The following is a 24,266-nucleotide window of genomic DNA, read 5'->3' on the forward strand; positions in this document are numbered from 1 at the left end:
TTCTTATGATAGCAAGGAAACGTCCATATCGGCAAATGACTTTGCTTCGCCGTGCACTTTTTTTGCTCTTCGTTTACTGCTTACAGAAAAAGGGGATTATATAACCAGAAGTAAAATAAAGGAGCAGTTGTATATGAGCCACCGGAAAGCGTTACTGATTCATAACGGAAATGCCGGCAACAAAAATATAGAAAAAGCACTTGGTGCTGTCGTGCCGGTTTTATCTCACCATTTAGATGAGGTGATTATTAAACAGACAAAGAAAAAGGATGATGCGTATCATTTTTGCCGATCCATTGATGATTCTGTCGACACCGTCTTCATTCTCGGCGGCGACGGCACGATCCATCAATGCATAAATGCTATCAGCGCTCTAGAAAGAAAACCCGCGGTCGGAATTTTGCCCGGCGGCACGTGCAATGACTTTTCAAGAGTGCTTGGCATCCCTCAAAATCTTGCAAAGGCCGCGGAAGCACTTATGGCAGGAAATAAAACCAGCGTAGACGTATGTCAGATGAATGACCGTTATTTTTTAAATTTCTGGGGGATCGGCTTAATTGCAGAAACGTCGAATCAAATTAATGAAACGGAAAAAGCATTATTGGGAAAAATCAGCTATTTTACAAGTGCGTTGCGAACCGTCTCATCCGCTGCATCGTTTCCGATGACATTAAAAATTGACGGAAAAGAAATTAAAGAAGAAGCCGTTATGCTGCTTGTGATGAATGGCCAATACATTGGAACGAATCGAATTCCTCTGCCCGATGCCAGTATTGAAGACGGCTTACTTGATGTTCTCATATGCCGCAACACCAACCTCACCGCGTTGCGGGAGCTGATGAGCATGGAACAGGGCTCAATTGATCGTTTTACCGGAGAGCTGTCCTATGTCCAGGCCTCCCGTATCGAAATTGAAACAGACACTGCCAAAAAGGCGGATATGGATGGAGAAGTTTATACACATACACCCGCAGTCATTCAGGTCCTGCCGCAGCATATCGACATGCTTGTTCCCGCAAATGAATAACTGTCATAAGGCTTTAGAAAGATTTTGCAAATCCGTTGACTCTCCCCTAGGAGGAGGTCTTACAGTATAAGGGATACACACTTGAAAAAGGGGAAGTCATATGGAGAAGAAAAATATTACCTTAACGATATTATTAACCAATTTATTTATTGCTTTTTTGGGGATCGGGCTTGTGATTCCAGTAACGCCGACCATTATGAATGAATTGCATTTATCGGGGACCGCGGTCGGCTATATGGTTGCCTGCTTCGCTATTACACAGCTCATTGTCTCACCAATAGCCGGACGATGGGTTGATCGCTTCGGGCGCAAGATCATGATCGTGATCGGCCTGTTGTTCTTTAGTGTGTCGGAGTTTTTATTCGGCATTGGAAAAACAGTTGAGATGTTATTTATCTCCCGTATGCTGGGCGGTATCAGCGCAGCCTTCATTATGCCCGGGGTCACGGCTTTTATTGCAGATATCACGACCATTAAAACGAGGCCAAAAGCGCTCGGTTATATGTCAGCCGCTATTTCAACAGGATTTATTATCGGCCCTGGCATCGGGGGATTTTTAGCAGAAGTCCATTCCCGGCTGCCTTTTTTCTTTGCGGCAGCTTTTGCACTGTTAGCAGCCATTTTATCAATCCTCACGCTGCGCGAGCCGGAACGAAACCCTGAAAATCAGGAAATAAAAGGGCAGAAGACAGGCTTTAAACGGATTTTTGCCCCCATGTATTTCATAGCTTTTCTCATTATCTTAATTTCATCTTTTGGTTTAGCATCATTTGAATCTTTATTTGCATTATTCGTGGATCATAAATTCGGTTTTACGGCCAGCGACATTGCCATTATGATTACAGGAGGAGCGATTGTTGGCGCCATTACGCAAGTCGTCTTATTCGACCGCTTCACAAGATGGTTTGGCGAAATCCATTTAATTCGGTACAGCTTAATTCTCTCTACGAGTCTGGTATTCTTGCTGACAACAGTCCATTCATATGTTGCGATTCTGCTGGTTACGGTCACCGTATTTGTCGGATTTGATCTCATGCGGCCTGCGGTAACGACTTACCTGTCAAAGATTGCGGGAAATGAACAGGGGTTTGCCGGCGGTATGAATTCAATGTTTACAAGTATCGGCAATGTATTCGGGCCTATTATCGGCGGAATGCTGTTCGATATTGATGTAAACTATCCTTTCTACTTTGCAACGGTCACCTTAGCCATAGGGATTGCACTGACCATTGCTTGGAAAGCGCCTGCACATCTTAAAGCCAGCACGTGATAAGAAGCGCATTCTTTGTGTACTGCAAAGAATGCGCTTCTTCTTTATACTGATGATAGAAGGAGTGATGACATGAAGGAATCGTATTACTCAATTGGGGAAGTTTCAAAACTGGCAAACGTGTCGATTAAAGCGCTCCGTTATTACGATAAAATTGATTTATTTAAACCCGCCTACGTCGACCCGGATACCAGCTACCGCTATTATACAGATTCTCAGCTCATTCATCTGGATTTGATCAAATCATTGAAATATATCGGCACACCTTTAGAAGAGATGAAAAAAGCACAGGACTTAGAGATGGAAGAACTGTTTGCTTTTTATACCGAGCAGGAGAGGCAAATCAGGGAGAAATTAGACTTTTTATCAGCACTGGAGCAAACCATTTCATTGGTGAAAAAGCGGATGAAACGGCAGATGGAATATCCCGCGCTCGGTGAGGTGTTTGTTTTAGATGAAGAAGAAATACGGATTATTCAGACAGAGGCAGAAGGAATCGGGCCTGAAAACGTGCTCAACGCCTCCTACAGCAAATTAAAAAAATTTATCGAATCAGCAGATGGATTTACGAACAATAGCTACGGCGCTACTTTCTCTTTTCAGCCCTACACCAGCATTGATGAAATGACTTACCGTCATATTTTCACGCCTGTATTGACGAATAAACAGATTTCATCAATTACGCCGGATATGGAAATCACAACAATCCCTAAAGGGAGGTATGCGTGTATCGCGTATAATTTTTCGCCTGAACATTATTTTCTCAACTTACAGAAGCTTATCAAGTATATCGCAGACCGCCAATTAACAGTTGTCAGTGATGTATACGAGTTAATCATACCGATTCATTACTCCCCGAAAAAACAAGAAGAATATCGTGTCGAAATGAAAATACGAATCGCTGAATAATAGAAAAAGAGCATTTTTTGAAACAAAACTTCAAAAAATGCTCTTTTTTCTTATTTAGTAAACAGATGTCTTCTCGTCAATCGATTCTAAAATTTGTTTCACTCGTCCGAGGAATCGTCCGCACACGAGACCGTCAAGCACTCTGTGATCTAAGGACAGACACAGATTAACCATGTCTCTGACAGCAATCATGCCATTGTCCATGACAACCGGGCGTTTGACGATGGATTCTACTTGAAGAATCGCAGCCTGAGGGTAGTTGATAATGCCCATTGACTGAACAGAGCCGAACGAACCTGTGTTGTTGACGGTAAACGTGCCTCCCTGCATGTCATCTGCAGTGAGTTTTCCGTCTCTTACTTTTTTGGCAAGACCGGTAATTTCTTTCGCAATGCCTTTAATTGTTTTTTCATCAGCGTTTTTAATCACCGGAACAAATAAAGAATCCTCTGTGGCAACTGCAATTGAAATATTGATATCCTTTTTCTGAATAATTTTGTCGCCCGCCCACATGCTATTCATTTGCGGGAATTCTTTTAACGCCTGAGCGACCGCTTTTACAAAAAAGGCGAAGAACGTTAAATTAAAGCCTTCTGTCTTCTTAAAGGAATCTTTTATACTGTTGCGATATGCAACCATATTTGTGACGTCGACTTCCATCATCGTCCAAGCATGCGGAATTTCTGTTTTGCTGCGCTTCATATTGGAAGCAATTGCTTTTCTTACACCTGTGACAGCAATTTCTTTATCACCGGCTGCAGACGCAGGATATGCCGTCTCTTCTTTTGGCTCAGGTTTTGATGCAGACTTCGGTGCAGGAGCTGCTGTTTTCGGCTCCTCAGGATTCTGTTCTTGCACGCCGCCTGTTTCAATTAAGCGCTGAATATCTTTTCGCGTAATGCGGCCGCCGGCACCTGTTCCTGTTACTTGTTCAAGATCAATGCTGTGCTCTCCGGCCAAACGGAGTACAGCTGGCGAGTAGCGCTTTTTATTGGGCTGATCAGCTGCTTCGGCACTTTTTGCAGCAGGCGTCTCAGCGGCTGTTGAAGCAGCTGGCTGTTCTTGTTTTTGTTCAGCCGGATTCGCGCCTTCTGTTTCAATTTTGCAAATCACTTCTCCGACTTGCAGGGTTTGGCCTTCTTCTCCCACAAGCTCTGTTATCGTACCAGTAAAAGAAGACGGAACCTCTGCATTTACCTTATCTGTCATGACTTCCGCGATCGGATCGTATTTGTTCACTTTATCACCGGGGGCGACAAGCCATTTGCTGATCGTCCCCTCTGTTACGCTTTCTCCAAGCTGCGGCATCGTCATTTGTTCAATTGCCATGATTGTATCCTCCCTTACGTCTTTAAAACTCCGCTAATTCTCTCATCGCCGCTTCCACTTTATCAGGGTTGACCATAAAGTATTTTTCCATTGTCGGCGCATAAGGCATAGCCGGAATATCAGGACCTGCAAGCCGTTTGATCGGCGCGTCTAAGTCGAACAGACAATGCTCGGATATAATTGCGGCTACTTCGCTCATGATGCTGCCTTCTTTTGTATCTTCTGTGACCAAAAGAACCTTTCCAGTTTTGGACGCAGCTTCGATGATGGCTTCTTTATCAAGCGGGTAAACTGTTCTTAAATCCACCACATGCGCTGAAATGCCATCTTTTTCGAGACGTTCTGCAGCTTGTAAGGCGAAGTGGACACACAGACCGTATGTGATCACTGTGATGTCGTCGCCTTCCCGTTTTACGTCAGCCTTGCCGATTGGCAGGACATAATCATCAGCCGGAACCTCTCCCTTTATCAGACGGTATGCCCGCTTGTGCTCAAAAAACAGCACTGGGTCTTCATCACGAACTGCGGCTTTTAAGAGCCCTTTCGCGTCATATGGTGTTGATGGCATGACAATTTTTAGTCCGGGCTGGTTGGCGAAAATTGCTTCGACTGATTGAGAATGATACAGGGCCCCGTGCACGCCTCCGCCGTATGGCGCTCTGACGACAATCGGACAGCTCCAGTCATTGTTGCTGCGGTAGCGGATTTTAGCCGCTTCAGAAATAATTTGGTTGACTGCCGGCATAATGAAATCAGCAAACTGCATCTCAGCAATCGGTCTCATTCCGTACATTGCCGCTCCGATACCGACTCCTGCGATCGCAGATTCAGCAAGCGGCGTATCCATAACGCGCTCTTCCCCAAATTGTTCATAGAGTCCGGCTGTCGCTTTAAACACACCGCCTTTTCTTCCTACATCTTCCCCAAGGACGAAAACGCGAGAATCTCGTTCCATTTCTTCTTTCATCGCCAAATTGATTGCATCAATATATGACATTACTGACATTTGTTCTTCCTCCCTACTTCGCATACACATAATCAAGCGCTGACTCAGGAGCTGCATAAGGGGCGTTCTCCGCTTCATCCGTCGCTTCATTTACGATTGCCATAATTTCATCCAGCATGGTTTGTTCCATCTCATCGGACAGCAGGCCTGTTTCCTTTAAGTAAGCTTGATAAGTAAGCAGGGGATCACTTTTTTTCGCTTCCTCTACTTCTTCACGGCCTCTGTAGCTGCTGTCATCGTCATCACTGGAATGTGGTGTAAGGCGGTAAGAAATCGTTTCAATTAATGTCGGGCCTTCTCCTCTGCGTGCCCTTTCGCGTGCTTCTTTGACCGCTTGATAAACTTCCAGCGGATCATTTCCATTCACAGTTACGCCAGGCATCCCATAGCCTATGGCACGGTCGGAAATGTTCTCACATGCGACTTGCTTATCGTAAGGCACTGAGATTGCGTATTTGTTGTTTTCACACATGAAAATAACCGGCAGCTTATGGACAGCGGCAAAGTTTGCCCCTTCGTGGAAATCGCCTTGGTTTGAAGACCCTTCCCCAAATGTAACAAAGGCTGCGATATCCTTTTTCTCCATACGTCCCGCAAGCGCAATACCGACTGCGTGCGGCACTTGCGTTGTAACCGGAGATGATCCCGTCACAATGCGGTTTTTCTTTTGTCCGAAATGTCCCGGCATCTGGCGGCCTCCTGAGTTCGGATCTGCTGCTTTTGCAAACCCGGACATCATTAAGTCCTTTGCTGTCATGCCAAACGCGAGCACGACACCCATGTCTCTGTAGTACGGCAATACATAATCCATTTCACGGTCAAGTGCGAAAGCCGCTCCTACCTGTGCTGCTTCCTGTCCTTGACAAGAAATTACAAATGGAATTTTGCCAGAACGGTTTAACAGCCACATTCTTTCATCGATTTTTCTTGCTAACAGCATGGTTCTATACATATCAACGGCTTCCTGATCAGTCAGCCCTAGTGCTTGATGTCGGTTTGTACTCATTCAAGCCCCTCCTTTATGCTTTTAAAAATGAATGGCTTTGCCATCTGCGGCAAGCGCTGCTTCCCCAATTGCTTCAGAAAGCGTTGGATGCGGGTGAATCGTTTGCCCGATCTCCCACGGCGTTGCGTCCAGCACTTTGGCAAGACCCGCTTCAGAAATCATGTCGGTGACATGCGGGCCGATCATATGAACGCCGAGAATATCATCTGTATCTCGGTCCGCTACGATTTTGACAAAACCGTCGCTTTCACCGTATACAAGCGCTTTTCCAATCGCCATAAATGGGAACTTGCCGATTTTGACATTATGCCCGTTCGCCTTTGCTTCGTCTTCGGTTAAGCCGACACTGGCAGCTTCAGGGCTTGAGTAAATGCACTTCGGCACAAGCGTCGGATCAAGCGGATGCGGATTGAGACCTGCAAAATGCTCAACAGCAATAATTCCCTCATGTGAAGCAACGTGAGCTAACTGCAGGCCACCGATTACGTCTCCAATTGCATAAATATGAGATTCCTTCGTTTGGCAGCTTTCATTGACTGAAATCATGCCATTTTCAGTAACAATATCGGTGTTCTCTAGGCCAATGCCTTCGATATTTGCCTGTCTGCCGATGGAAACAAGCATTTTCTCAGCAGAGTAGGTAACGGTTTCTCCGTCTTTTTCCGCTTGTATGCTGATATCATCTGATGTTTTTGTCATTGTGTCAGGCAGCACTTTTGCCCCTGTTATGAACTGGATGCCTTTTTTCTTAAGAAGACTTTCCATTTCTTTTGAAATCTCTAGATCTTCAGTCGGCAATATGCGATCCGCGTATTCAATAACCGTTACCTTCACACCAAAATCATGAAGCATAGACGCCCATTCGATACCGATAACCCCTCCGCCGACAATGATGATTGATTGTGGCAGCTCCTCCATTTGGAGCGCCTCATCTGAAGTCAGTACAGACTTACCGTCCGCTTCAAGACCCGGAAGCATTCTCGGTCTTGATCCTGTTGCAATGATCACTTGTTTCGGGATCAGCATGTCATTTTCTTCGCCATTTCCCCGCTCAACAGAAATTGTTCCCGGCAGCGGAGAGAAGATTGACGGTCCAAGGATACGTCCATATCCGGTGTACACGTCAATTTTTCCTTTTTTCATTAAATGATTTACACCCGCTGCAAGCTTATCAACAACGGCTTGCTTACGCTGCTGCACTTTTTCAAAGTTGAGGGACACGCCAGCCGTTTCCACCCCGAATTGATCGGCTTCACGAGCTGTCCGGTATACCTCTGCGCTTCTAAGCAGCGCTTTACTCGGGATACAGCCTTTATGCAGACATGTTCCTCCGAGTTTTTCCTTTTCCACAACGGCTGTTTTTAAGCCGAGCTGAGCGGCTCTGATGGCCGCAACATAACCGCCGGTACCGCCGCCCAGAATGACTACGTCATACTCAGTTGCCATGGTGACTCACTCCTGTCTGTCTATTCAATACGATATTGTTTGGATTGCTCTTCGCCCTGCAATACTCTGAGCGCCCCTTGGGCAAGAGACTGCAGTTCATTTTCACCCGGATAGACTAAAACGTCTGAAATCCAATCTATGTATGATCTGATAGCAGAAACAAAGCTTTTGCCGTACGCAAGGCCTCCCGTCAGCACAATCGCTTCAACTTCGCCTTTTAACGCCGCGCTGGCTGCCCCGATTTCCTTTGCTACCTGATATGCCATGGCATCATAAATGAAGCGGGCTTTTTCATCGCCCCCTTGAATCATCTGTTCTACTTTTACTGCATCATTTGTACCGAGATAGCCTAAAAGTCCGCCGGTGCCAACAAGCTTTTTCATGATTTCTTCTTTTGTATATTCCCCTGAAAAACATAGATCAACAAGATCTCCCGCAGGCACTGTTCCTGCTCGTTCAGGACTGAATGGTCCCTCGCCGTGCAGGCCGTTATTGACATCTACCACTCGCCCGCGGTCATGGACGCCAATTGTAATACCTCCGCCCATATGGGTAATAATCATTTTCATGTTCTCATATCGTTTGCCAAGAGAGGCTGCCGCTTTACGAGCGACAGCTTTTTGGTTTAACGCATGGAAAATGCTTTTCCGTTCAATTTCAGGCATGCCTGAAACTTTCGCAAGCACTGACATTTCGTCTACGACAACAGGGTCGACGATATACGAAGGGATATTCAGGCCATCAGCGATTTCCCGCGCGATAATGCCGCCGAGATTAGAAGCATGCTGACCGGCGTAGCCGCTTTTCAAATCCTCAATCATCTCATCATTCACCACGTAGGTCCCGCCTTCAATTGGCCGGAGAAGGCCGCCTCTTGCGCAGACTGCATCAAACTTTGAGATATTGATTCCCTGTTCATGAAGCGTTTCGAGAATATGGTTTTTACGAAATTCATACTGATCAATAATTCGGTCAAATCGCTGCAGCTCTTCTATGTTGTGTCTCAATGTTTTTTCAAAAATGCTTCTTTCGTTATGAAAAACACCGATTTTCGTTGAAGTTGAGCCTGGATTAATTGTGAGAATGCGTTTTTCGTCATGTAGCACTTTCATAACCTCCAGATCAATTTCTTAACGTCTGCTTAATACACTGTGGCCGTTTTGCAAAAACTGGCTTCTTGAGCGGCGCATGCGTTCAATTCGTTCCTCTGCCAAGCGGTCAGCCGCTAAATATGCAGGAATGCCGTCACGCTGAGAAATCTCTAGTACACGCTCGATATTGCCGTAAATGCCTTCAACTTTTTTCAATGCACGTTCTGCATTATAGCCGTAAAGCTCATCTGCCACGTTGATAACACCGCCCGCGTTAATCACGTAATCCGGTGCATAAACGATGCCCATTTCGTGAATTTGATCACCATGGCGTGTCTCTTTTAATTGGTTGTTAGCCGCACCTGCGATCACTTTCGCCTTCAGCTGTTTAATGGTGTCGTCGTTAATAGTTGCACCAAGGGCACACGGCGCATAAATATCGCAGTCTTGTGAATAAATGTCATCAGGATCTACAGCACGGGCGCCAAAATCTTCAACTGCACGCTGTACAGATTGTTTGTTGATATCCGTAACGATTAAGTTTGCTCCTTCTTCATGCAGGTGGCGGCAAAGGTTATAGGCTACGTTCCCAACACCCTGTACAGCAATGGTTTTTCCTTCAAGAGAGTCGGTTCCAAAAGCAGCTTTAGCTGCTGCCTTCATTCCTCTGTACACCCCGTACGCTGTGACTGGGGACGGATTTCCAGAAGAGCCGAAAGCAGGAGAAATCCCTGTGACATAGTCTGTCTCATCATGAATGATATCCATATCCTCGACCGTTGTGCCCACATCTTCAGCCGTGATGTATCTGCCGTTCAGCCCTTGAATATAGCGGCCAAACGCGCGGAACATTTCTTCATTTTTGTCTTTGCGCGGATCGCCGATAATGACTGTTTTTCCGCCGCCAAGGTTTAAGCCGGCCGCCGCGTTCTTATAGGTCATGCCTCTAGCCAATCTGAGCGCATCTTCAATTGCCGCTTCTTCATTTTCATATGTCCACATTCTCGTTCCGCCAAGCGCCGGACCAAGCGTTGTATCATGAATGGCGATAATCGCTTTTAATCCAGATTGTTCATCCTGGCAGAATACCAATTGTTCGTAATCGTATTTCTCCATATATTTAAAAAGTTCCATGTTCGTTCCTCCTAATGTGTGTATTCTTCAGATGCGCATATTGCCAGCGCAATGGAATACAGTTTATTTTCAGCAGAGTCCGCTCTGCTTGTTAAGGCAATCGGTGCTTTTGCTCCTGTAATGACAGCCGCCACGCTGGCCTTGGCAAAATAAATCAGTGATTTATATAAAATATTGCCGGCCTCAATTGTTGGGACGAGAAGGATATCTGCGTTGCCCGCTACGTCTCCCGAAATTTTTTTCTGGGCCGCGGCAATTTGTGAAACTGCGTTATCCAAAGCAAGCGGTCCATCAACAATGCAGCCTTTGATCTGGCCCCTTTTGTACATTTGAGCTAGAGCAGCTGCATTCACGGTTGCTTCCATTTTTGGGTTCACCGTTTCGACCGCTGCAAGGGCAGCTGCTTTTGGCATATTGTTCCCTACTGCATGGGCCACATGAACGGCATTTTGCAAAATCTGCCGGAGCTCTTCCAGCGAAGGAGCAATATTCATTGCCGAATCTGTCACAAACATCAGCCGGTCAAAATCCGGTATATCGAAGACAGCCACGTGAGAAAGGACACTTGCTGACCGAAGCCCCTCCTGTCTGTTCAATACCGCTTTAAGCAAAACAGAAGTCGGCACATTGCCTTTCATTAAAACGTCCGCTGTTTTATGATGCACAGCACGAACCGCTAATTTCGCCGATTCCTCAGGAGTATTGGCATGGACGATTTCCACTTGATGCCCTTGCATGGATGATGTCAGCTCGTTCAGTTTTTTGCTGTCGCCCGTTAACAAGAAACGGGCGGATAGGTGCTCGGCTGCCAGCTTTACAGCCCGGATCACTTCCTCATCCTCAGCATGAGCAACCGCAATGGTCTTATTTTTGTGTATCGACGCTTTGCCGATTAAATCTTTCAGCTTCATCTGTTACCACCTTTCTTGTTTCGACTCCGCCTTTTATTATGCAAGTTCCATGCCAGCTCTTAAGGGTGCTGTCATACCAGGTATACCGAAACATTCGTGCAGATGTTTGCGTTTATTCTGCAAATTATTGCATGCCTTCATTTGCAAGGCCATATTTATCCATTTTGTAATATAAGTTCCGAATGCTGACACCGAGAGCTTTTGCTGTTTTTGTCCGGTTAAAATGATGCTTTTCAAGCGTTTGCTGGATCAAATGCGCTTCAAATTTTTCTACTGCGACAGACAGCTTTTCGCCTTCAATATCCGGAAAATCAAAACCTGTTCCCTGATCTGTGTCATTTTCTTTTTGCTCAAGTTCGAATACAGGCAAGTGATCTTTTTCAATCCATTCCATATGCGGATTCAGAAAAATCATGGCTCGTCCAAGGACATTTTCAAGCTCCCGGACATTCCCAGGCCAATGGTAGGCAGATAAGGCGCGCAAGGCTTGCTGTGAGAGCCCTTTTACATTCCTGCCGTAATCCCGGTTGATCTTTTGGATAAGTCTGACGCTCAATGCTTCAATGTCCTCCAACCGCTGCCGCAAAGGCGGGATGGAGATCGGATAGCGGTTGATCCGGTAATACAGGTCTTCCCGGAATGTTCCGTCCGCCATCGCCTTTTCAATATTTACATTTGTCGCCGCGATCACTCTGACGTTGACAGGGATCGCTTTCGTGCCGCCCACTCTGACGATTTCCTTTTCTTGAAGGACGCGTAGCAATTTGGCCTGCATATTTTGTGTCAGCTCACCGATTTCATCTAAGAAAATACTGCCGTTATTTGCTTCCTCAAATAAACCCTTTTTACCGCCGCGCTTCGCTCCTGAAAACGCACCATCCTCATAGCCGAACAATTCTGATTCGAGCAGGTTTTCAGAAAGGGCTGCACAATTCACGCGAATAAATTTATTGTATTTCCGGTCACTTTCGTTATGGATGGCATGGGCGAACAGTTCTTTTCCTGTTCCTGATTCCCCGCGCAGCAAGATGGTTGCCGGTGTTTTCGCACCGAGCTTCGCCTGCTCAAGCGCAACCAGCATTTGCTCGCTTTTGCCGATAATGTCGTCAAACGTGTATTTCGCTTCAAGCGTGCGAATAATTTGTCTGGCGCGGTTAAGCTCCGCTGTCAGCATTTTAATTTCGGAAACATCGTGAATCACGCCGACGCTGCCTTTCAAAATCCCGTCCACAATCACCGGTGCTACATTAACGATGACCTCTTTTTCATTCGGGCCGACCTTCATTCTGACACCGCGGACAGGACGTCTTGTTTCAAGCACCTTTAAATGCATGCTTTCGCCTTCGGAAATATCAGTGTTTGCAGGCTTGCCGATGACTTCTTTTTCAGAAAGCCCCGTCATTTTCGTATACGCTTTATTGATTAGCAGGCCGATGCCGTTTTCATCAACGACAGAAATCGCCTCATCGGAGGATTGAATAATCGCCTCCAGCATCGTACGGACCTGCTTTAAGTTGGTCACTTCCTCTGCCAGCTCGACCGCATCAGTGATATCTTTAAACACACAAAGAGCCCCGAGCAGACGTCCGCCTTCATCAATAATCGGCAGTCTTGTGGTCACAATTTGCAAATGATCGCCTAACAGCTGCTTCTGGTTGTATTCAGGCACTCTTGTTTTTAAAATCCGCGGCATCTTCGTGCTCGGAATCACTTCTTTTATTGGGCGCCCAATGACTTCCTCACGTTTTTTTCCGACCATTTTTTCGGCCATATGGTTAAAGAGAATGATTTCTTCATTGATATCAATAAAAATCATTCCATCATGGGTGGAATTAAAAATTCTGTCATATTTATAGGTTTGCTCTTTTAGCATTTGAATCAGGTGCTGCTTTTCTTCCATCAGCTGAAAAACGATGTATGCCATTTTTCCCGGCATGACAATGGTATCTTCATGCTTTCTTTGAAGGAGCTCGTCAAACACGGCTTGATCGCCGGTGGTATGAATGACGATATCCGGTTTTTGTTGTATGTAAGGTTTCCAATCAGATGATACGGCAATCCCATACTGTTCTGCTTCTTTCAATCCCGGCGCCTCGGGGTCTTTGTCAACTACGGCAATGATATCTATGATGGCTGTTTTAATCAGAATATGTAATAACGCCGTTCCCCTTTTGCCGGCACCTACTATCAGTACCTTTTGCATCCCGATACCCCTTTGTATGAAAAAATTTGCACACCTATTTATTCCGTTGCAATAATTTGCACAACCCTATGTTACCACGTTTTCTTCTCTTGACAAAATATTTTTTCCGCTGGACAATAAAGGAAATGAAAAGATAAAGGGGTTTTCTGAAGATGAGCCGACTTCTTGCGCTTTTAATATTAGTCATCCCCGGGGCTATTTCTGCTTTAGGCATTAAACTGATGAGAGATACACTTTTCGGCCATACAATCAAGCCATTTTCAGCTCTTTGGCTCCAAGGGTTGTCAGGATTCATCTTTTTTGCGATCGGCCTCTATGTGCTGGCCGGGTTCATTTTATACAGAGACAGAAAACGCAATCAAGTCAGCCCGCGATTCAGAAAACGATAGCTGAAAAAAAGCCGGAGAATGCTCCGGCTTTTTTTGTTGCATTATTCGTCAGGCAAAACGGTCTTGGCAATCGTTTTGTCTAACGCTTCATAGTCATAATAAGAAATCGTATCGTACAGTTCTTTTCGTGTCTGCATATCATGAAGTCCTTCTTTTTGTGAGCCGTGCTCCTTCATCAAACCAAACATCCGCTCACAAGCTTTTGCCGCCGCTCGAAGCGAGGTGACAGGATATATCACCATGTGAAACCCCATATCTTCGAATTCATCGGCACGATAATATGGCGTTTTCCCAAATTCAGTCATATTCGCAAGGAGCGGAACGGGGATACGCTCAGCAAACTGGCGGAATTCATTCTCCGCCTGTAGCGCTTCCGGGAAAATTGCGTCCGCTCCCGCCTCAATGTAAGCCTCTGAACGTTTTATTGCGGCATCAAGCCCTTCCTGCGCCCTGGCATCAGTACGGGCAACAACAATAAGGGAGGGTGCCGCTTGTTTAATGGCTTTTATTTTTTGCGCCATTTCCTTTATCGGAACTAGCTGTTTGCCATTTAAATGTCCGCATTTTTTTGGGAGCTGCTGGTCTTCTATTTGAACGGCTGCTACCCTGGCTTCAAGCATCTCCCGGGCGGTTCGGGCGGCATTTAAGACACCGCCAAATCCCGTATCGATATCCACAAGCAAAGGCAGATCAGCTGCACGCACAAGATCTTTGGCCCGTTCAGCTATCTCTGCCGATGTGATGATCCCTAAATCAGGCAGCCCCCTGCTGGCTGTATAAGCAGCACCGGACAAATAAATAACAGAAAAACCGGCTTCTTTCGCAAGCAAAGCGGCCATCCCGTCATGGGCGCCGGGAATTTGAAGAATGTCCGGTGCTGACATCAGCTTGCGGAAACGCCCGGCAAGCTCCTCTTGTGACGATTGCTTATTGACGATCCACGACATGAAACAAAATCCCCCTTTTACATGCAGAACATGTCTACGAATTCATTTACGCGCATCGTTTGTAATGTCTCATAGCTGGTACAGCGCTCATAAATGTGTTTGTGCTGTTTATCAGGAAAATGGGTTTTGAGATTGTCAGAAAACTTTTCCAGCAGTTTCGGCACTGCTTCCTCTCTTCGAAAACGATGGCCGAGGGGAAACTCACATTCCACCATTTCCGTGCTCGTTCCGTCTTTAAAATGAACCTGAACGGCATTTGAGATGGAACGTTTATCAGGTTTTAAATAATCCTCGGTATATGTTTTATTTTCAGTCACTTCCATTTTATCACGAAGTTTATCTATTCTCGGATCACTCGCTGTTTCAGCTTCATAATGCTGTGCGGTGATATCACCAAAAAGCAAACCGATTGCTGTAATGTATTGGAGACAGTGATCGCGGTCTGCCGGATTGTAGAGCGGGCCTTTTTTATCAATGATTCGGATAGCGGATTCATGCGTTCTGATGACAACACGGTCAATCTCGTCAATCCGGTTCTTTACCTGCGGGTGAAGAATGACGGCGCACTCCGCCGCTGTCTGGGCGTGAAATTCCGCAGGATAAGACACTTTAAATAACACATTTTCCATGACATAAGCGTCGAGCGGACGGTCAAGCTTGATCTCTTTCTTATTGAATAAAACGTCTTGGAACCCCCAACCCGGTGCACTCAGGGCTGTCGGATAACCCATTTCCCCTTTTAACGACATCAGTGCCAAATGAACACCTCTGCTCGTTGCATCTCCTGCCGCCCATGATTTACGCGAGCCTGTATTCGGTGAATGGCGGTATGTCCTCAATGCTGCATTGTCAATCCATGCATTCGAAAGCGCATTTTTGATTTCTTCTCTTCCGCCGCCCAAAAGCTTTGCCGCAACAGCGGTTGTCGCAACTTTGACAAACAGCACATGGTCAAGGCCAACTCGATTTAAGCTGTTTTCTAACGCCAGCACACCTTGAATCTCGTGTGCTTTGATCATCATCTCAAGTACGTCGCGTACTGTTAACGGCTCTTTTCCTTCAGACAGCCTCACTCTTGATACATAATCAGCAGCGGCAAGGATTCCTCCCAAGTTATCGGATGGATGCCCCCACTCCGCCGCCAGCCACGTATCGTTGTAATCGAGCCAGCGAATCATGCAGCCGATATTAAACGCTGCCCTCACAGGATCGAGAACATATGACGTTCCCGGCACTTTGCTTCCATTCGGCACAGTCGTTCCTGGAACAATCGGGCCAAGCAGCTTTGTGCATTCCGGATACCGTAGCGCCAAGATCCCGCAGCCCAGGGTATCCAGCAATACATGCCCCGCTGTTGTATACGCTTCGGCACTAGTAATCTCTTTTTCAAGCACATAGTCTGTGATTTCTACGATTACACGATCCGTTTTCGGCATTCTACCAGCTCCTTTCATGATTTTGTTTGATATCGCGGGCCCATGTAACTGACACGGGGACGGAAGAGCCGATTATTGGCATGCTGTTCGATCACATGGGCGCATAAACCGGACGTTCTCGCGCTGAAAAAGACCGGCGTATATAAAGGAATCGGTATGCCGAGCATCCAATACACCGGGGCAGCATAGTAATCCAAATTCGGGTAAAGCCCTTTTTCCTTCTCCATCAGCCGCTCACCCGCTTCGCACATCTCATATAAACGATGGTCACCGGCTTTATCGCATAATTGCTGCAGCGCCTCTTTCATCATGAGTGCTCTTGGGTCCATTTTTTTCATATACACCCGGTGGCCGAAGCCCATGATTTTTTCTTTTCTTTTCAGTTTTGTTTGCAGAAGCTGCTCAAAATCAGATGTCGTTTTTGCCTCCAAAAGCAAATACATCACAGCTTCGTTTGCTCCTCCGTGAAGATTCCCTTTCAGGGAAGCGACAGCCCCAGTCAAAGCCCCATAAAGATCTGAATGTGTAGATGCAATGACCCTGGCCGCAAAGGTTGAATTCGGCATCTCATGCTCACTGTACAGGACGAGCGACCGGTCAAAAATCTGTTCTTCCAATGAAGACGGCAATTTCCCTGTCATCATGTAGAGAAAATTCGCACTGTAGGATAAGGTATGAAGCGGAAGAATCGGTTCTTTCTTATTAATGATCCTGTAGCTGGCAGCAGTGAGGGCAGGCATTTTCCCAAGAAGCTGATAGGCGCGTTCTTTGTTTGCGGAGGGAGACCGATCATCAATTTGCCGATCATAGCCAGCAAGTGCCGACAGGCCGGTACGCAGACTATCCATTGGATGAGTGTCCTCAGGGAGCAGCTCAAGCAGACGGAGATGATCAGCAGGCAGGCTTGCGGCACTGTTTATTTTACGTTCCAGCGTCTCCATTTCACTTTCTTCTGGCAGCCTGCCCTCCAGCAATAAATGGACAAGCTCCAGATAGCTTTTTGTTTCAGAAAGTTCTATTAAATCATAGCCTCTTATCAAAATCTGGCTGGACTGCGTGTCAAGATAAGAAATATGAGTTTCTGCCGCAATCACACCGTCCAACCCTGGAGAATATTGCTGTTTCTCCTCCATATCCTCAACCTCCGTTTATGCGTTTTTTGTCTATCAGGTTCCGCCAAGCAAATACTTAGAAATAATCAGTCTTTGAATCTCGTTCGTCCCTTCATAGATTTGCGTCACCTTTGCATCGCGAAGCAAGCGCTCAACCGGATAATCCTTCATATAGCCATATCCTCCATAAATTTGAACGGCGTCTAACGCTGCCTTCACGGCTGCATCGGAAGCAAATTGTTTAGCCATAGACGCTTCTTTTCCACAATTTAGGCCGCGGTTATGAAGGTCTGCGGCGTGGTAGACAAGATGTCTTGCCGCCTCTGCCCTAGTCGCCATGTCAGCCAGCTTAAATGATATGCCTTGATTGGCTGCGATCGGCCTTCCAAATTGCACTCGCTGCTTCGCATAATCAACGGCATGCTCAAGAGCCGCCTCTGCAATTCCGAGGGCCTGTGCCGCAATGCCGATCCGGCCGACATTTAAATTCGCCATGGCAATGTGAAAGCCATCCCCCTCTTTGCCAAGCAAATTGGCTTCAGGCACTTCTGCATTATCAAAAATCAGTTCCGTAGTATTGGAGCCATAAAGCCCCAGCTTTCTTTCTTTTTTTCCAACGGTAAAACCGGGTGTGTTTTTTTCAACAATAAAAGCCGAAATTCCGTGCCTGCCTTGATCTGGAGCTGTTAAAGCAAATGTGATATAGATATCAGCTGCTCCGCCATTCGTTATGAATATTTTCGATCCGTTTAATAGATATTTGCCGTTCTTTTTGATTGCTGTTGTGCGGAGGCTCCCGGCATCCGACCCCGAGTGAGGCTCCGTTAGTGCAAATGCGCCCAAATGGTCTCCTGACGCGAGCTTTGGTATATATTTCATCTTTTGTTCTTCGTTGCCGAAATACAGAATCGGATTCGTGCCGACTGAGGTATGAACGGAGAGTATCACGCCGACAGCCGCACTGATTCTAGAAATCTCATGAATCGCCAAAATATAAGAAACAACGTCCGCCCCGGCACCGCCGTATTGTTCCGGCACCGGTATTCCCATCAGTCCGTGTTCACCCATTTTTTTGATCAGCTGAAAGGGAAATTCGTCCGTTTTCTCCATGATTTCCGCAGCGGGAGCAATTTCTTTTCGTGCAAAATCACGCACCATTTTTCGCATCATGACTTGCTCTTGGGTTACATGCAACTCGGCCACCCCCGGATGGAATAGACTTTAGGAAGTCCTCTCCTCATAGTCATAAAAACCGCGTCCGCTCTTTTTGCCAAGCCAGCCTGCTTTGACATACTTGCGGAGCAGCGGGCAAGGACGGTATTTGGAATCGCCAAGGCCTGAGTGAAGGACTTCCATAATTGATAAACACGTATCCAGTCCGATAAAATCCGCTAATGCAAGCGGACCCATCGGATGATTCATGCCCAGCTTCATCACTTCGTCTATTGCCTCCGGCTTCGCCACTCCCTCATACACGCAATAGATGGCTTCATTAATCATTGGAAGAAGCACACGGTTGGAAACAAACCCAGGAAAATCATTGACTTCTACCGCTGTTTTCCCCATCTTTTTCGCTAATGCCATAACATCTAAGGCCGTTTCTTCTGATGTAGCCAAGCCGCGAATCACTTCAACCAGCTTCATTACAGGGACGGGATTCATAAAATGCATGCCAATAACCCGTTGAGGCCGGCTTGTTACAGCAGCGATTTCTGTAATAGGCAAGGAAGATGTATTGCTGGCCAAAATCGTATGAGGCGGGCAAATGCGATCAAGTGTTTTAAACATCTCAGTTTTTGCCGCCATGTTTTCTGCGATAGCCTCAATCACAATGTCCGCATGCTCTGCCTCCTCAAGCGTTTGAGAAATCGAAATGCGGCTGATTACGCTCTTCACTTCCGTCTCGGTCCTTTTTCCTTTCTCAGCATCGCGGGCCAGCTGTTTCTTCAGCCGTTTCAATCCTGCCTCCGCGGCCTCTGGATTCACATCATACATCCGCACATAAAAGCCCGCGTCGGCAGCTGTTTGAGCAATTCCGCTTCCCATCTGACCTGCGCCAGCTACCATGATTTGTTTGATTTCCATTCAAATCCCCTTTTTCATCATGTTTTAATGAACCTGCACTAAGACGGCGTCTCCCTGTGCTGCCCCGCTGCAAATAGCGGCAACGCCCAGCCCCCCTCCCCGCCGCTTTAATTCATAAACAAGCGTCATGAGAATTCTCGCCCCGCTCGCGCCGATCGGATGGCCGAGCGCGATCGCACCGCCATTTACATTTACTTTTTCAAGATCGAAACCTACGATTTTTTCACATGTCAAAACAACTGAAGCAAAAGCTTCATTTACTTCAAACAAGTCAATATCTTGGACAGTTAAACCGTTCTTTTTCAGGAGCTTGTTAATGGCAAATCCCGGCGTTGCCGCCAGCTCGTGCGCTGGCATTCCCGTAGTTGAAAAACCAAGAATTGTAGCCAGAGGCCGTTTGCCAAGCTCAGCAGCTTTTTCCTCAGACATCAGCACGAACGCGCCGGCTCCGTCATTGACTCCAGGAGCATTGCCGGCTGTGATAGAACCGTCACTTGCATAAATAGGAGCAAGTTTCGCGAGCTGATCCAGACTTGTGTCACGGCGAATCGCTTCATCTTTATCAACAACGTTTGGTTTTCCTTTTCGACCGATCCAGTTGACGGGAACAATTTCATCCTGAAACTTCCCTTCATCGGCGGCCTTAGCTGCCCTTGCATGACTTCTCAACGCCCATTCGTCCTGCTCTCTTCGTGAGATTGCATATTCCATGGCAGCTGTATTTCCGTGAACAGCCATGTGCACCTCGTCAAATGCGCACGTTAATCCGTCATACACCATTAAGTCCCTAAGCTCGCCGTCCCCCATCCGTGCTCCCCAGCGCCCGGCGGGAACGGCATACGGAATATTGCTCATGCTTTCCATTCCCCCCGCAACAAGTATGTCCGCATCCTGCGCCCGAATCATTTGATCACATAAAGTGACAGCGCGAAGGCCGGAAGCACAGACTTTATTCAATGTTTCTGACGGCACACTCCAAGGCATTCCCGCCAGACGGGCAGCTTGACGGGAAGGTATCTGCCCTGAGCCGGCCTGGACAACCATGCCCATGACGTTTCCTTCTACATCATCTCCAGAGACTCCAGCCCGTTGCAGCGCCTCCTTCATCACAATGCCCCCAAGCTCAGCAGCTTTCACCTCTTTCAATACTCCGCCGAATTTGCCAAATGGCGTTCTTGCAGCACTTACAATGACTGTTTTCCTCATGGTTTCACCTCATTCAGAAGATAGACAGCGCTTACAATTTCTAGTTGTCTTCTATGAATGTATGCTTTGAAACGGGCATGAATGAATGAAAAAAGAAGGCTGCGTCAAACAGCCTCCTTCTAACAACTATTCATTTTTCAGCAATGCCGAAGCCTTTTCTGGAAAGTCGGTAAACATGCCGTCTGCTCCCGCTTCAATGAGACACTTCATATCTTCCGGACGATTGACTGTATACGGCCTTACCTTAATCGAACTGTTCCTCATTTTCTTCAGCACTTCATCTGTGACCCCTGGGCTGTTTAACTTCGGGTGATAGCCGGAAGCGGGAATAGACGCGATATATCGATCTGCCTGATAAAGCACATCTGAAGTTAATACTGCCCGTTCGATATGCGGCGCAAGCCGGGCGCATAGCGCCAAGCTGTCATGATTAAAGGTGGATAGGATGACTCTGTCCTCTACATTGAATCGCTTCACTGCCTCCAGCACTTTTTCTTCCATTCCCTCATAGCGGATCACGCTGTTTTTTAATTCAATGTTGATGAGAAAATCCTTTTTTACCGCCCACGATAGCACATCTTCTAGCAGCGGCACTTTTATATCGCTGTACGCTTGATCGTGACCAGCGGCCGCATTCGCAGTCTTTACCTCATCATAGGCTGTATCCTTCACGAATCCTTTAAGTGATGTCGTGCGATTAAGTCTTTCATCATGAATCACAACAATGCGTCCGTCTTTCGTCAGCTGTACATCAAGCTCTATCCCATCCGCTCCGGCTTCAATTCCTTTTTCAAATGCAAGCATTGTATTTTCGGGAAATTGACCTGATGCCCCCCGGTGGGCAAAAATCTTTGTCATCGTTTCACCTCAAACCCTAAAGTTTTCTCCATTATACTTATTTTGTCGGCTCCACTCTAGGATTAAGGCTGTATCAATCTACTGATCATAATAAGAATCAATGCCGTTGACAATCGCATCTGCGGCCTTTTGCTGGTATTCTTCACTTCCCAGCTTGTCCGCATCAGAGCTGTTCGTGATAAACCCAAGCTCCGCCAACACACTTGGCATTTGTGAATATGTAATGACGTAAAAGTCTGATTCTTTCACGCCCCTGTCTCTCGTTTGTAAGGAAGAAACGAGCTCTGACTGAATATCGGATGCGAGACGCCGGCTGCTCTCCCCTTCATAATCAGATTGAAAATACGTTTCTGTTCCTGAAGCTGAAGCAACCCCTGAATTCACATGGATGCTGACAAAAAGGTCAGCCTGATTGGCACTTGCCTTAGCCACTCTTTCCTCCAAGGTCAGAAAATGATCGTCAGACCGGGATGCAACAGGATTGGCTCCCTCCTCTTTTAGTTTGTCTGTCACATGCTCTGAGACAGCCAAATTAATATCCTTTTCAAAGAGCCCGTTTCCGACCGCTCCACTGTCTTCACCGCCGTGTCCGGCATCAATATACACTGTTTTTCCTTCTATCGGCTCTGCTGCCTGTGCACAAGGCGCGAGCGTCAAAGCCAATCCGCACAGCGCCAAGCTCCTCCATAACATTCTCAACTTACTCCCTCCGGTCTTTTTATGACGAGTTCTTTCGCAGCTGAATATCTTCCAGCTGTAAAGTTCCATTATCCTTCTTTGTATATTTCACCAGGACATGTGTCTGATCTGGCAGTGATTCACATTCATCACGTTTATCCTTCGGAACTTGTATCATGGTTTCTTCTCCATTAAGAGAAACCGCAATCGTATGAGGATCAGCCGAGCCAATGTATTTTCCCTCTTCGGTAAACCTTGGCACTGAGTCATCCGCACTTGCAACACTGCACCCCGAAAGAAAGAGCGCAGTAAACAGCAAAAGAACCGTTTGTTTCACATGACCACCTCTTCCTGATGTTTGGCTTTTATCTTTGACCAGAATGGCGAATTTGTAAAGACAACGCGAATGCAGGCGAGCAAGTTCCATGATTTTCAAAAGGGCTATACGACCCGATCATTTCCTGTTGTTAGAAAGATAACGAGCAGATTTGTCTATGAGGATGGCTCTAATTGAGGCGCCAATTAGAAAAAATTAGCGGAAAGAAGCAACTTTTTATTCATTTTAAAAAATTTGAGAATAGGGTGAGCAAATCGTTTGACGGGTGGGTCAGCCAAGCGTAACCTTTTAAAGGATATTTACTTTATTGAAAGAAGTTAAAGCCATGAAAAAATTCGTTCTGCTGCTGGCGGCAGCTGTCATCACATGCTCCATCGGCCACCAAATCAGCGGCGGCTACAAAGGCCCCGAAAAAGAGCGGCGAAAACATCACTCTGCACTCAAGATATTCAGTCGGTAAAGCAGATCAATTGCATTAATTTTTACATATAGGCTAGAATATGTGCGAATCCAAACGAAAGAAGATGATCAAATGAATCCTAAGTATAAGCCTCTGTTTGAACCATTTACGTTTAAAAGCGGCGTTACAATCGACAACCGGATCGCAGTAGCACCAATGACTCATTACGCTTCTAATGAAGACGGTACAATATCTGAAGCGGAGCTCGACTACATCATCCCCCGTTCAAAAGAGATGGGAATGGTGATTACAGCCTGCGCAAATGTTACACCGGACGGAAAAGCATTCCCCGGGCAGCCGGCCATCCATGACGATTCCAACATTCCAGGTTTAAAAAAGTTAGCACAAGCCATTCAGGCACAAGGCGCTAAAGCCGTTGTGCAAATTCATCACGGCGGTATTGAGTGCCCGTCTGAGCTCGTTCCTCAACAGGATGTTGTGGGGCCAAGTGACGTGTTTGATAACGGCAAACAAATTGCTCGCGCATTAAAAGAAGAAGAAGTGGAAAACATTGTGAAGGCGTTTGGAGAAGCGACAAGACGCGCCATTGAAGCCGGCTTTGACGGTGTCGAAATTCACGGTGCAAACGGCTACTTAATTCAGCAGTTTTATTCTCCGAAAACCAACCAGCGCACGGATCGCTGGGGAGGAAGCGATGAAAAACGATTAGCCTTCCCGCTCGCTATTGTCGATGAAGTGAAAAAAGCCGCTTCAGAACATGCGAAGGGTGCGTTCTTAGTCGGCTACCGTCTGTCTCCGGAAGAACCTGAGACACCGGGATTGACAATGACTGAAACTTATACGCTTGTTGATGCTTTAGGGGATAAAGAATTGGATTATCTTCATATCTCACTGATGGACGTGAACTCAAAAGCGCGCCGCGGTGCAGATCCGACTCGCACACGCATGGACTTATTGAATGAACGTGTCGGAAACAAAGTGCCGCTGATCGCCGTCGGTTCCATCCATTCCGCTGATGACGCGCTTGCCGTCATCGAAAACGGTATTCCGCTAGTCGCTATGGGACGCGAAATTCTAGTTGACCCTGACTGGACGGTAAAAGTAAAAGAAGGCCGTGAAAAGCAAATCGAAACAGTGATCAAAGGCACAGATAAAGAAAAATATCATTTGCCTGAACCGCTATGGCAAGCAATTGTGAACACGCCAGGCTGGGTGCCTTATAAAGATTAATGTGCAAAGACTGCCGAATCGGTACGGCAGTCTTTTTCCCTTTATATAAATAGTTTGTGTACACATCTAAACAGCAAAAGAAAGAGCTCCCCACCAACTTCGAAAAGAAAATCCAGGAAAAACCCCTCACGCTTTCTTGCTTTTTTCTTTTTCATTCGTACGTCTCCTTTTTACATGAATACGTCTTACTTACGATTTTGCAGGAGAAAGGTTTCATTTTATAACGGACACATTT

Annotated in this window: 23 protein-coding genes; 6 read left to right on the forward strand and 17 right to left on the reverse strand. The window is 46.5% G+C overall.

The window, feature by feature from the left end; all coding sequences use genetic code 11:
* The first annotated feature begins 133 nt into the window (after nucleotides 1–133).
* The 3 genes from NYE20_RS13200 (at nucleotide 134) to bmrR (ending at nucleotide 3,206) form a co-directional block, all read left to right on the forward strand.
* Nucleotides 134–1,027 carry a diacylglycerol kinase family lipid kinase gene (locus tag NYE20_RS13200; protein ID WP_064671045.1) on the forward strand — a complete coding sequence of 298 codons (894 nt, stop codon included), beginning with the start codon at nucleotides 134–136 and terminating at the stop codon, nucleotides 1,025–1,027.
* A 100-nt stretch (nucleotides 1,028–1,127) separates the two neighbouring features.
* On the forward strand, nucleotides 1,128–2,297 hold the full coding sequence (bmr, locus tag NYE20_RS13205; RefSeq protein WP_003230328.1) for a multidrug efflux MFS transporter Bmr: 1,170 nt from the start codon (nucleotides 1,128–1,130) through the stop codon (nucleotides 2,295–2,297).
* 72 nt (nucleotides 2,298–2,369) lie between these two features.
* Nucleotides 2,370–3,206, forward strand: coding sequence for a multidrug efflux transcriptional regulator BmrR (bmrR, locus tag NYE20_RS13210; protein WP_003230325.1), 837 nt, complete (start codon nucleotides 2,370–2,372; stop codon nucleotides 3,204–3,206).
* A 54-nt stretch (nucleotides 3,207–3,260) separates the two neighbouring features.
* Here the strand turns inward: bmrR and bfmBB are convergent, their stop codons facing one another.
* From bfmBB to NYE20_RS13250, 8 genes are all read right to left on the reverse strand, one after another.
* Complete coding sequence (gene bfmBB / locus NYE20_RS13215) at nucleotides 3,261–4,535, reverse strand: branched-chain alpha-keto dehydrogenase complex dihydrolipoyllysine-residue (2-methylpropanoyl)transferase (RefSeq protein ID WP_161621663.1); 1,275 nt, start codon at nucleotides 4,533–4,535, stop codon at nucleotides 3,261–3,263.
* Between the two features lie 22 nt (nucleotides 4,536–4,557).
* On the reverse strand, nucleotides 4,558–5,541 hold the full coding sequence (bfmBAB, locus tag NYE20_RS13220) for a 3-methyl-2-oxobutanoate dehydrogenase subunit beta (RefSeq protein WP_004398638.1): 984 nt from the start codon (nucleotides 5,539–5,541) through the stop codon (nucleotides 4,558–4,560).
* Between the two features lie 13 nt (nucleotides 5,542–5,554).
* Nucleotides 5,555–6,547: a 3-methyl-2-oxobutanoate dehydrogenase subunit alpha gene (bfmBAA, locus tag NYE20_RS13225; protein WP_032726106.1), complete on the reverse strand. Its 993-nt coding sequence runs from the start codon at nucleotides 6,545–6,547 to the stop codon at nucleotides 5,555–5,557.
* 21 nt (nucleotides 6,548–6,568) lie between these two features.
* A complete protein-coding gene (gene lpdA, locus NYE20_RS13230; RefSeq protein ID WP_014480214.1) occupies nucleotides 6,569–7,993 on the reverse strand; it encodes a dihydrolipoyl dehydrogenase in 1,425 nt (474 codons plus the stop codon).
* Nucleotides 7,994–8,013: 20 nt separating this feature from the next.
* The gene (gene buk / locus NYE20_RS13235) at nucleotides 8,014–9,105 is read right to left on the reverse strand and encodes a butyrate kinase (RefSeq protein WP_003230311.1); all 1,092 of its coding nucleotides are present in this window, start codon (nucleotides 9,103–9,105) and stop codon (nucleotides 8,014–8,016) included.
* 18 nt (nucleotides 9,106–9,123) lie between these two features.
* Complete coding sequence (gene bcd / locus NYE20_RS13240) at nucleotides 9,124–10,218, reverse strand: branched-chain amino acid dehydrogenase (protein WP_003230309.1); 1,095 nt, start codon at nucleotides 10,216–10,218, stop codon at nucleotides 9,124–9,126.
* Nucleotides 10,219–10,229: 11 nt separating this feature from the next.
* Nucleotides 10,230–11,129, reverse strand: a complete 900-nt coding sequence (gene yqiS / locus NYE20_RS13245) for a phosphate butyryltransferase (RefSeq protein ID WP_004398694.1) — start codon at nucleotides 11,127–11,129, stop codon at nucleotides 10,230–10,232.
* Between the two features lie 124 nt (nucleotides 11,130–11,253).
* On the reverse strand, nucleotides 11,254–13,332 hold the full coding sequence (locus NYE20_RS13250; RefSeq protein WP_004398669.1) for a sigma-54-dependent Fis family transcriptional regulator: 2,079 nt from the start codon (nucleotides 13,330–13,332) through the stop codon (nucleotides 11,254–11,256).
* 152 nt (nucleotides 13,333–13,484) lie between these two features.
* Here NYE20_RS13250 and NYE20_RS13255 point away from each other — a divergent pair, with 152 nt between their 5' ends.
* Nucleotides 13,485–13,721 carry a DUF2627 domain-containing protein gene (locus NYE20_RS13255; RefSeq protein WP_003230304.1) on the forward strand — a complete coding sequence of 79 codons (237 nt, stop codon included), beginning with the start codon at nucleotides 13,485–13,487 and terminating at the stop codon, nucleotides 13,719–13,721.
* 41 nt (nucleotides 13,722–13,762) lie between these two features.
* Here the strand turns inward: NYE20_RS13255 and prpB are convergent, their stop codons facing one another.
* The 9 genes from prpB to NYE20_RS13300 all read right to left on the reverse strand — a co-directional run bounded on the left by prpB (nucleotide 13,763) and on the right by NYE20_RS13300 (nucleotide 22,380).
* Nucleotides 13,763–14,668, reverse strand: a complete 906-nt coding sequence (gene prpB / locus NYE20_RS13260; protein ID WP_161621664.1) for a methylisocitrate lyase — start codon at nucleotides 14,666–14,668, stop codon at nucleotides 13,763–13,765.
* Nucleotides 14,669–14,685: 17 nt separating this feature from the next.
* On the reverse strand, nucleotides 14,686–16,104 hold the full coding sequence (locus NYE20_RS13265) for a bifunctional 2-methylcitrate dehydratase/aconitate hydratase (RefSeq protein ID WP_161621665.1): 1,419 nt from the start codon (nucleotides 16,102–16,104) through the stop codon (nucleotides 14,686–14,688).
* Between the two features lie 14 nt (nucleotides 16,105–16,118).
* Nucleotides 16,119–17,237, reverse strand: a complete 1,119-nt coding sequence (gene mmgD, locus NYE20_RS13270) for a citrate synthase (protein WP_046160570.1) — start codon at nucleotides 17,235–17,237, stop codon at nucleotides 16,119–16,121.
* A 33-nt stretch (nucleotides 17,238–17,270) separates the two neighbouring features.
* Nucleotides 17,271–18,410 (reverse strand): acyl-CoA dehydrogenase, encoded by a 1,140-nt coding sequence (locus NYE20_RS13275; RefSeq protein WP_032726112.1) that lies wholly within the window; start codon nucleotides 18,408–18,410, stop codon nucleotides 17,271–17,273.
* A gap of 27 nt (nucleotides 18,411–18,437) precedes the next feature.
* Nucleotides 18,438–19,301: a 3-hydroxybutyryl-CoA dehydrogenase gene (locus tag NYE20_RS13280; RefSeq protein WP_095843825.1), complete on the reverse strand. Its 864-nt coding sequence runs from the start codon at nucleotides 19,299–19,301 to the stop codon at nucleotides 18,438–18,440.
* 24 nt (nucleotides 19,302–19,325) lie between these two features.
* Nucleotides 19,326–20,507, reverse strand: a complete 1,182-nt coding sequence (locus NYE20_RS13285; protein ID WP_161621666.1) for an acetyl-CoA C-acetyltransferase — start codon at nucleotides 20,505–20,507, stop codon at nucleotides 19,326–19,328.
* 126 nt (nucleotides 20,508–20,633) lie between these two features.
* Entirely contained in the window at nucleotides 20,634–21,365 is a 732-nt protein-coding gene (locus NYE20_RS13290; RefSeq protein WP_101502442.1) for a glycerophosphodiester phosphodiesterase, read from the reverse strand.
* A gap of 78 nt (nucleotides 21,366–21,443) precedes the next feature.
* Nucleotides 21,444–22,064, reverse strand: coding sequence for an N-acetylmuramoyl-L-alanine amidase (locus tag NYE20_RS13295; RefSeq protein ID WP_077671425.1), 621 nt, complete (start codon nucleotides 22,062–22,064; stop codon nucleotides 21,444–21,446).
* Nucleotides 22,065–22,083: 19 nt separating this feature from the next.
* Complete coding sequence (locus NYE20_RS13300) at nucleotides 22,084–22,380, reverse strand: hypothetical protein (protein ID WP_014480225.1); 297 nt, start codon at nucleotides 22,378–22,380, stop codon at nucleotides 22,084–22,086.
* Between the two features lie 307 nt (nucleotides 22,381–22,687).
* Between NYE20_RS13300 and NYE20_RS13305 the strand changes: the two genes are divergently transcribed.
* Both NYE20_RS13305 and NYE20_RS13310 read left to right on the forward strand, forming a co-directional pair.
* Nucleotides 22,688–22,840 (forward strand): hypothetical protein, encoded by a 153-nt coding sequence (locus NYE20_RS13305; protein ID WP_014480226.1) that lies wholly within the window; start codon nucleotides 22,688–22,690, stop codon nucleotides 22,838–22,840.
* 72 nt (nucleotides 22,841–22,912) lie between these two features.
* Complete coding sequence (locus tag NYE20_RS13310) at nucleotides 22,913–24,031, forward strand: NADH-dependent flavin oxidoreductase (protein WP_017696437.1); 1,119 nt, start codon at nucleotides 22,913–22,915, stop codon at nucleotides 24,029–24,031.
* Nucleotides 24,032–24,266 lie beyond the last annotated feature (235 nt).

Source organism: Bacillus sp. FSL R5-0416, assembly GCF_037975425.1.
Classification (GTDB): domain Bacteria; phylum Bacillota; class Bacilli; order Bacillales; family Bacillaceae; genus Bacillus; species Bacillus subtilis.

What these genes read in the sequence shown, in the direction of transcription:
- NYE20_RS13200 (WP_064671045.1), top strand. Translation starts at nt 134, where the DNA reads ATGAGCCACCGGAAAGCGTTACTGATTCATAACGGAAATGCCGGCAAC.
- bmr (WP_003230328.1), top strand. Translation starts at nt 1,128, where the DNA reads ATGGAGAAGAAAAATATTACCTTAACGATATTATTAACCAATTTATTT.
- bmrR (WP_003230325.1), top strand. Translation starts at nt 2,370, where the DNA reads ATGAAGGAATCGTATTACTCAATTGGGGAAGTTTCAAAACTGGCAAAC.
- bfmBB (WP_161621663.1), bottom strand. Translation starts at nt 4,535, where the DNA reads ATGGCAATTGAACAAATGACGATGCCGCAGCTTGGAGAAAGCGTAACA.
- bfmBAB (WP_004398638.1), bottom strand. Translation starts at nt 5,541, where the DNA reads ATGTCAGTAATGTCATATATTGATGCAATCAATTTGGCGATGAAAGAA.
- bfmBAA (WP_032726106.1), bottom strand. Translation starts at nt 6,547, where the DNA reads ATGAGTACAAACCGACATCAAGCACTAGGGCTGACTGATCAGGAAGCC.
- lpdA (WP_014480214.1), bottom strand. Translation starts at nt 7,993, where the DNA reads ATGGCAACTGAGTATGACGTAGTCATTCTGGGCGGCGGTACCGGCGGT.
- buk (WP_003230311.1), bottom strand. Translation starts at nt 9,105, where the DNA reads ATGAAAGTGCTACATGACGAAAAACGCATTCTCACAATTAATCCAGGC.
- bcd (WP_003230309.1), bottom strand. Translation starts at nt 10,218, where the DNA reads ATGGAACTTTTTAAATATATGGAGAAATACGATTACGAACAATTGGTA.
- yqiS (WP_004398694.1), bottom strand. Translation starts at nt 11,129, where the DNA reads ATGAAGCTGAAAGATTTAATCGGCAAAGCGTCGATACACAAAAATAAG.
- NYE20_RS13250 (WP_004398669.1), bottom strand. Translation starts at nt 13,332, where the DNA reads ATGCAAAAGGTACTGATAGTAGGTGCCGGCAAAAGGGGAACGGCGTTA.
- NYE20_RS13255 (WP_003230304.1), top strand. Translation starts at nt 13,485, where the DNA reads ATGAGCCGACTTCTTGCGCTTTTAATATTAGTCATCCCCGGGGCTATT.
- prpB (WP_161621664.1), bottom strand. Translation starts at nt 14,668, where the DNA reads ATGTCGTGGATCGTCAATAAGCAATCGTCACAAGAGGAGCTTGCCGGG.
- NYE20_RS13265 (WP_161621665.1), bottom strand. Translation starts at nt 16,104, where the DNA reads ATGCCGAAAACGGATCGTGTAATCGTAGAAATCACAGACTATGTGCTT.
- mmgD (WP_046160570.1), bottom strand. Translation starts at nt 17,237, where the DNA reads ATGGAGGAGAAACAGCAATATTCTCCAGGGTTGGACGGTGTGATTGCG.
- NYE20_RS13280 (WP_095843825.1), bottom strand. Translation starts at nt 19,301, where the DNA reads ATGGAAATCAAACAAATCATGGTAGCTGGCGCAGGTCAGATGGGAAGC.
- NYE20_RS13285 (WP_161621666.1), bottom strand. Translation starts at nt 20,507, where the DNA reads ATGAGGAAAACAGTCATTGTAAGTGCTGCAAGAACGCCATTTGGCAAA.
- NYE20_RS13290 (WP_101502442.1), bottom strand. Translation starts at nt 21,365, where the DNA reads ATGACAAAGATTTTTGCCCACCGGGGGGCATCAGGTCAATTTCCCGAA.
- NYE20_RS13310 (WP_017696437.1), top strand. Translation starts at nt 22,913, where the DNA reads ATGAATCCTAAGTATAAGCCTCTGTTTGAACCATTTACGTTTAAAAGC.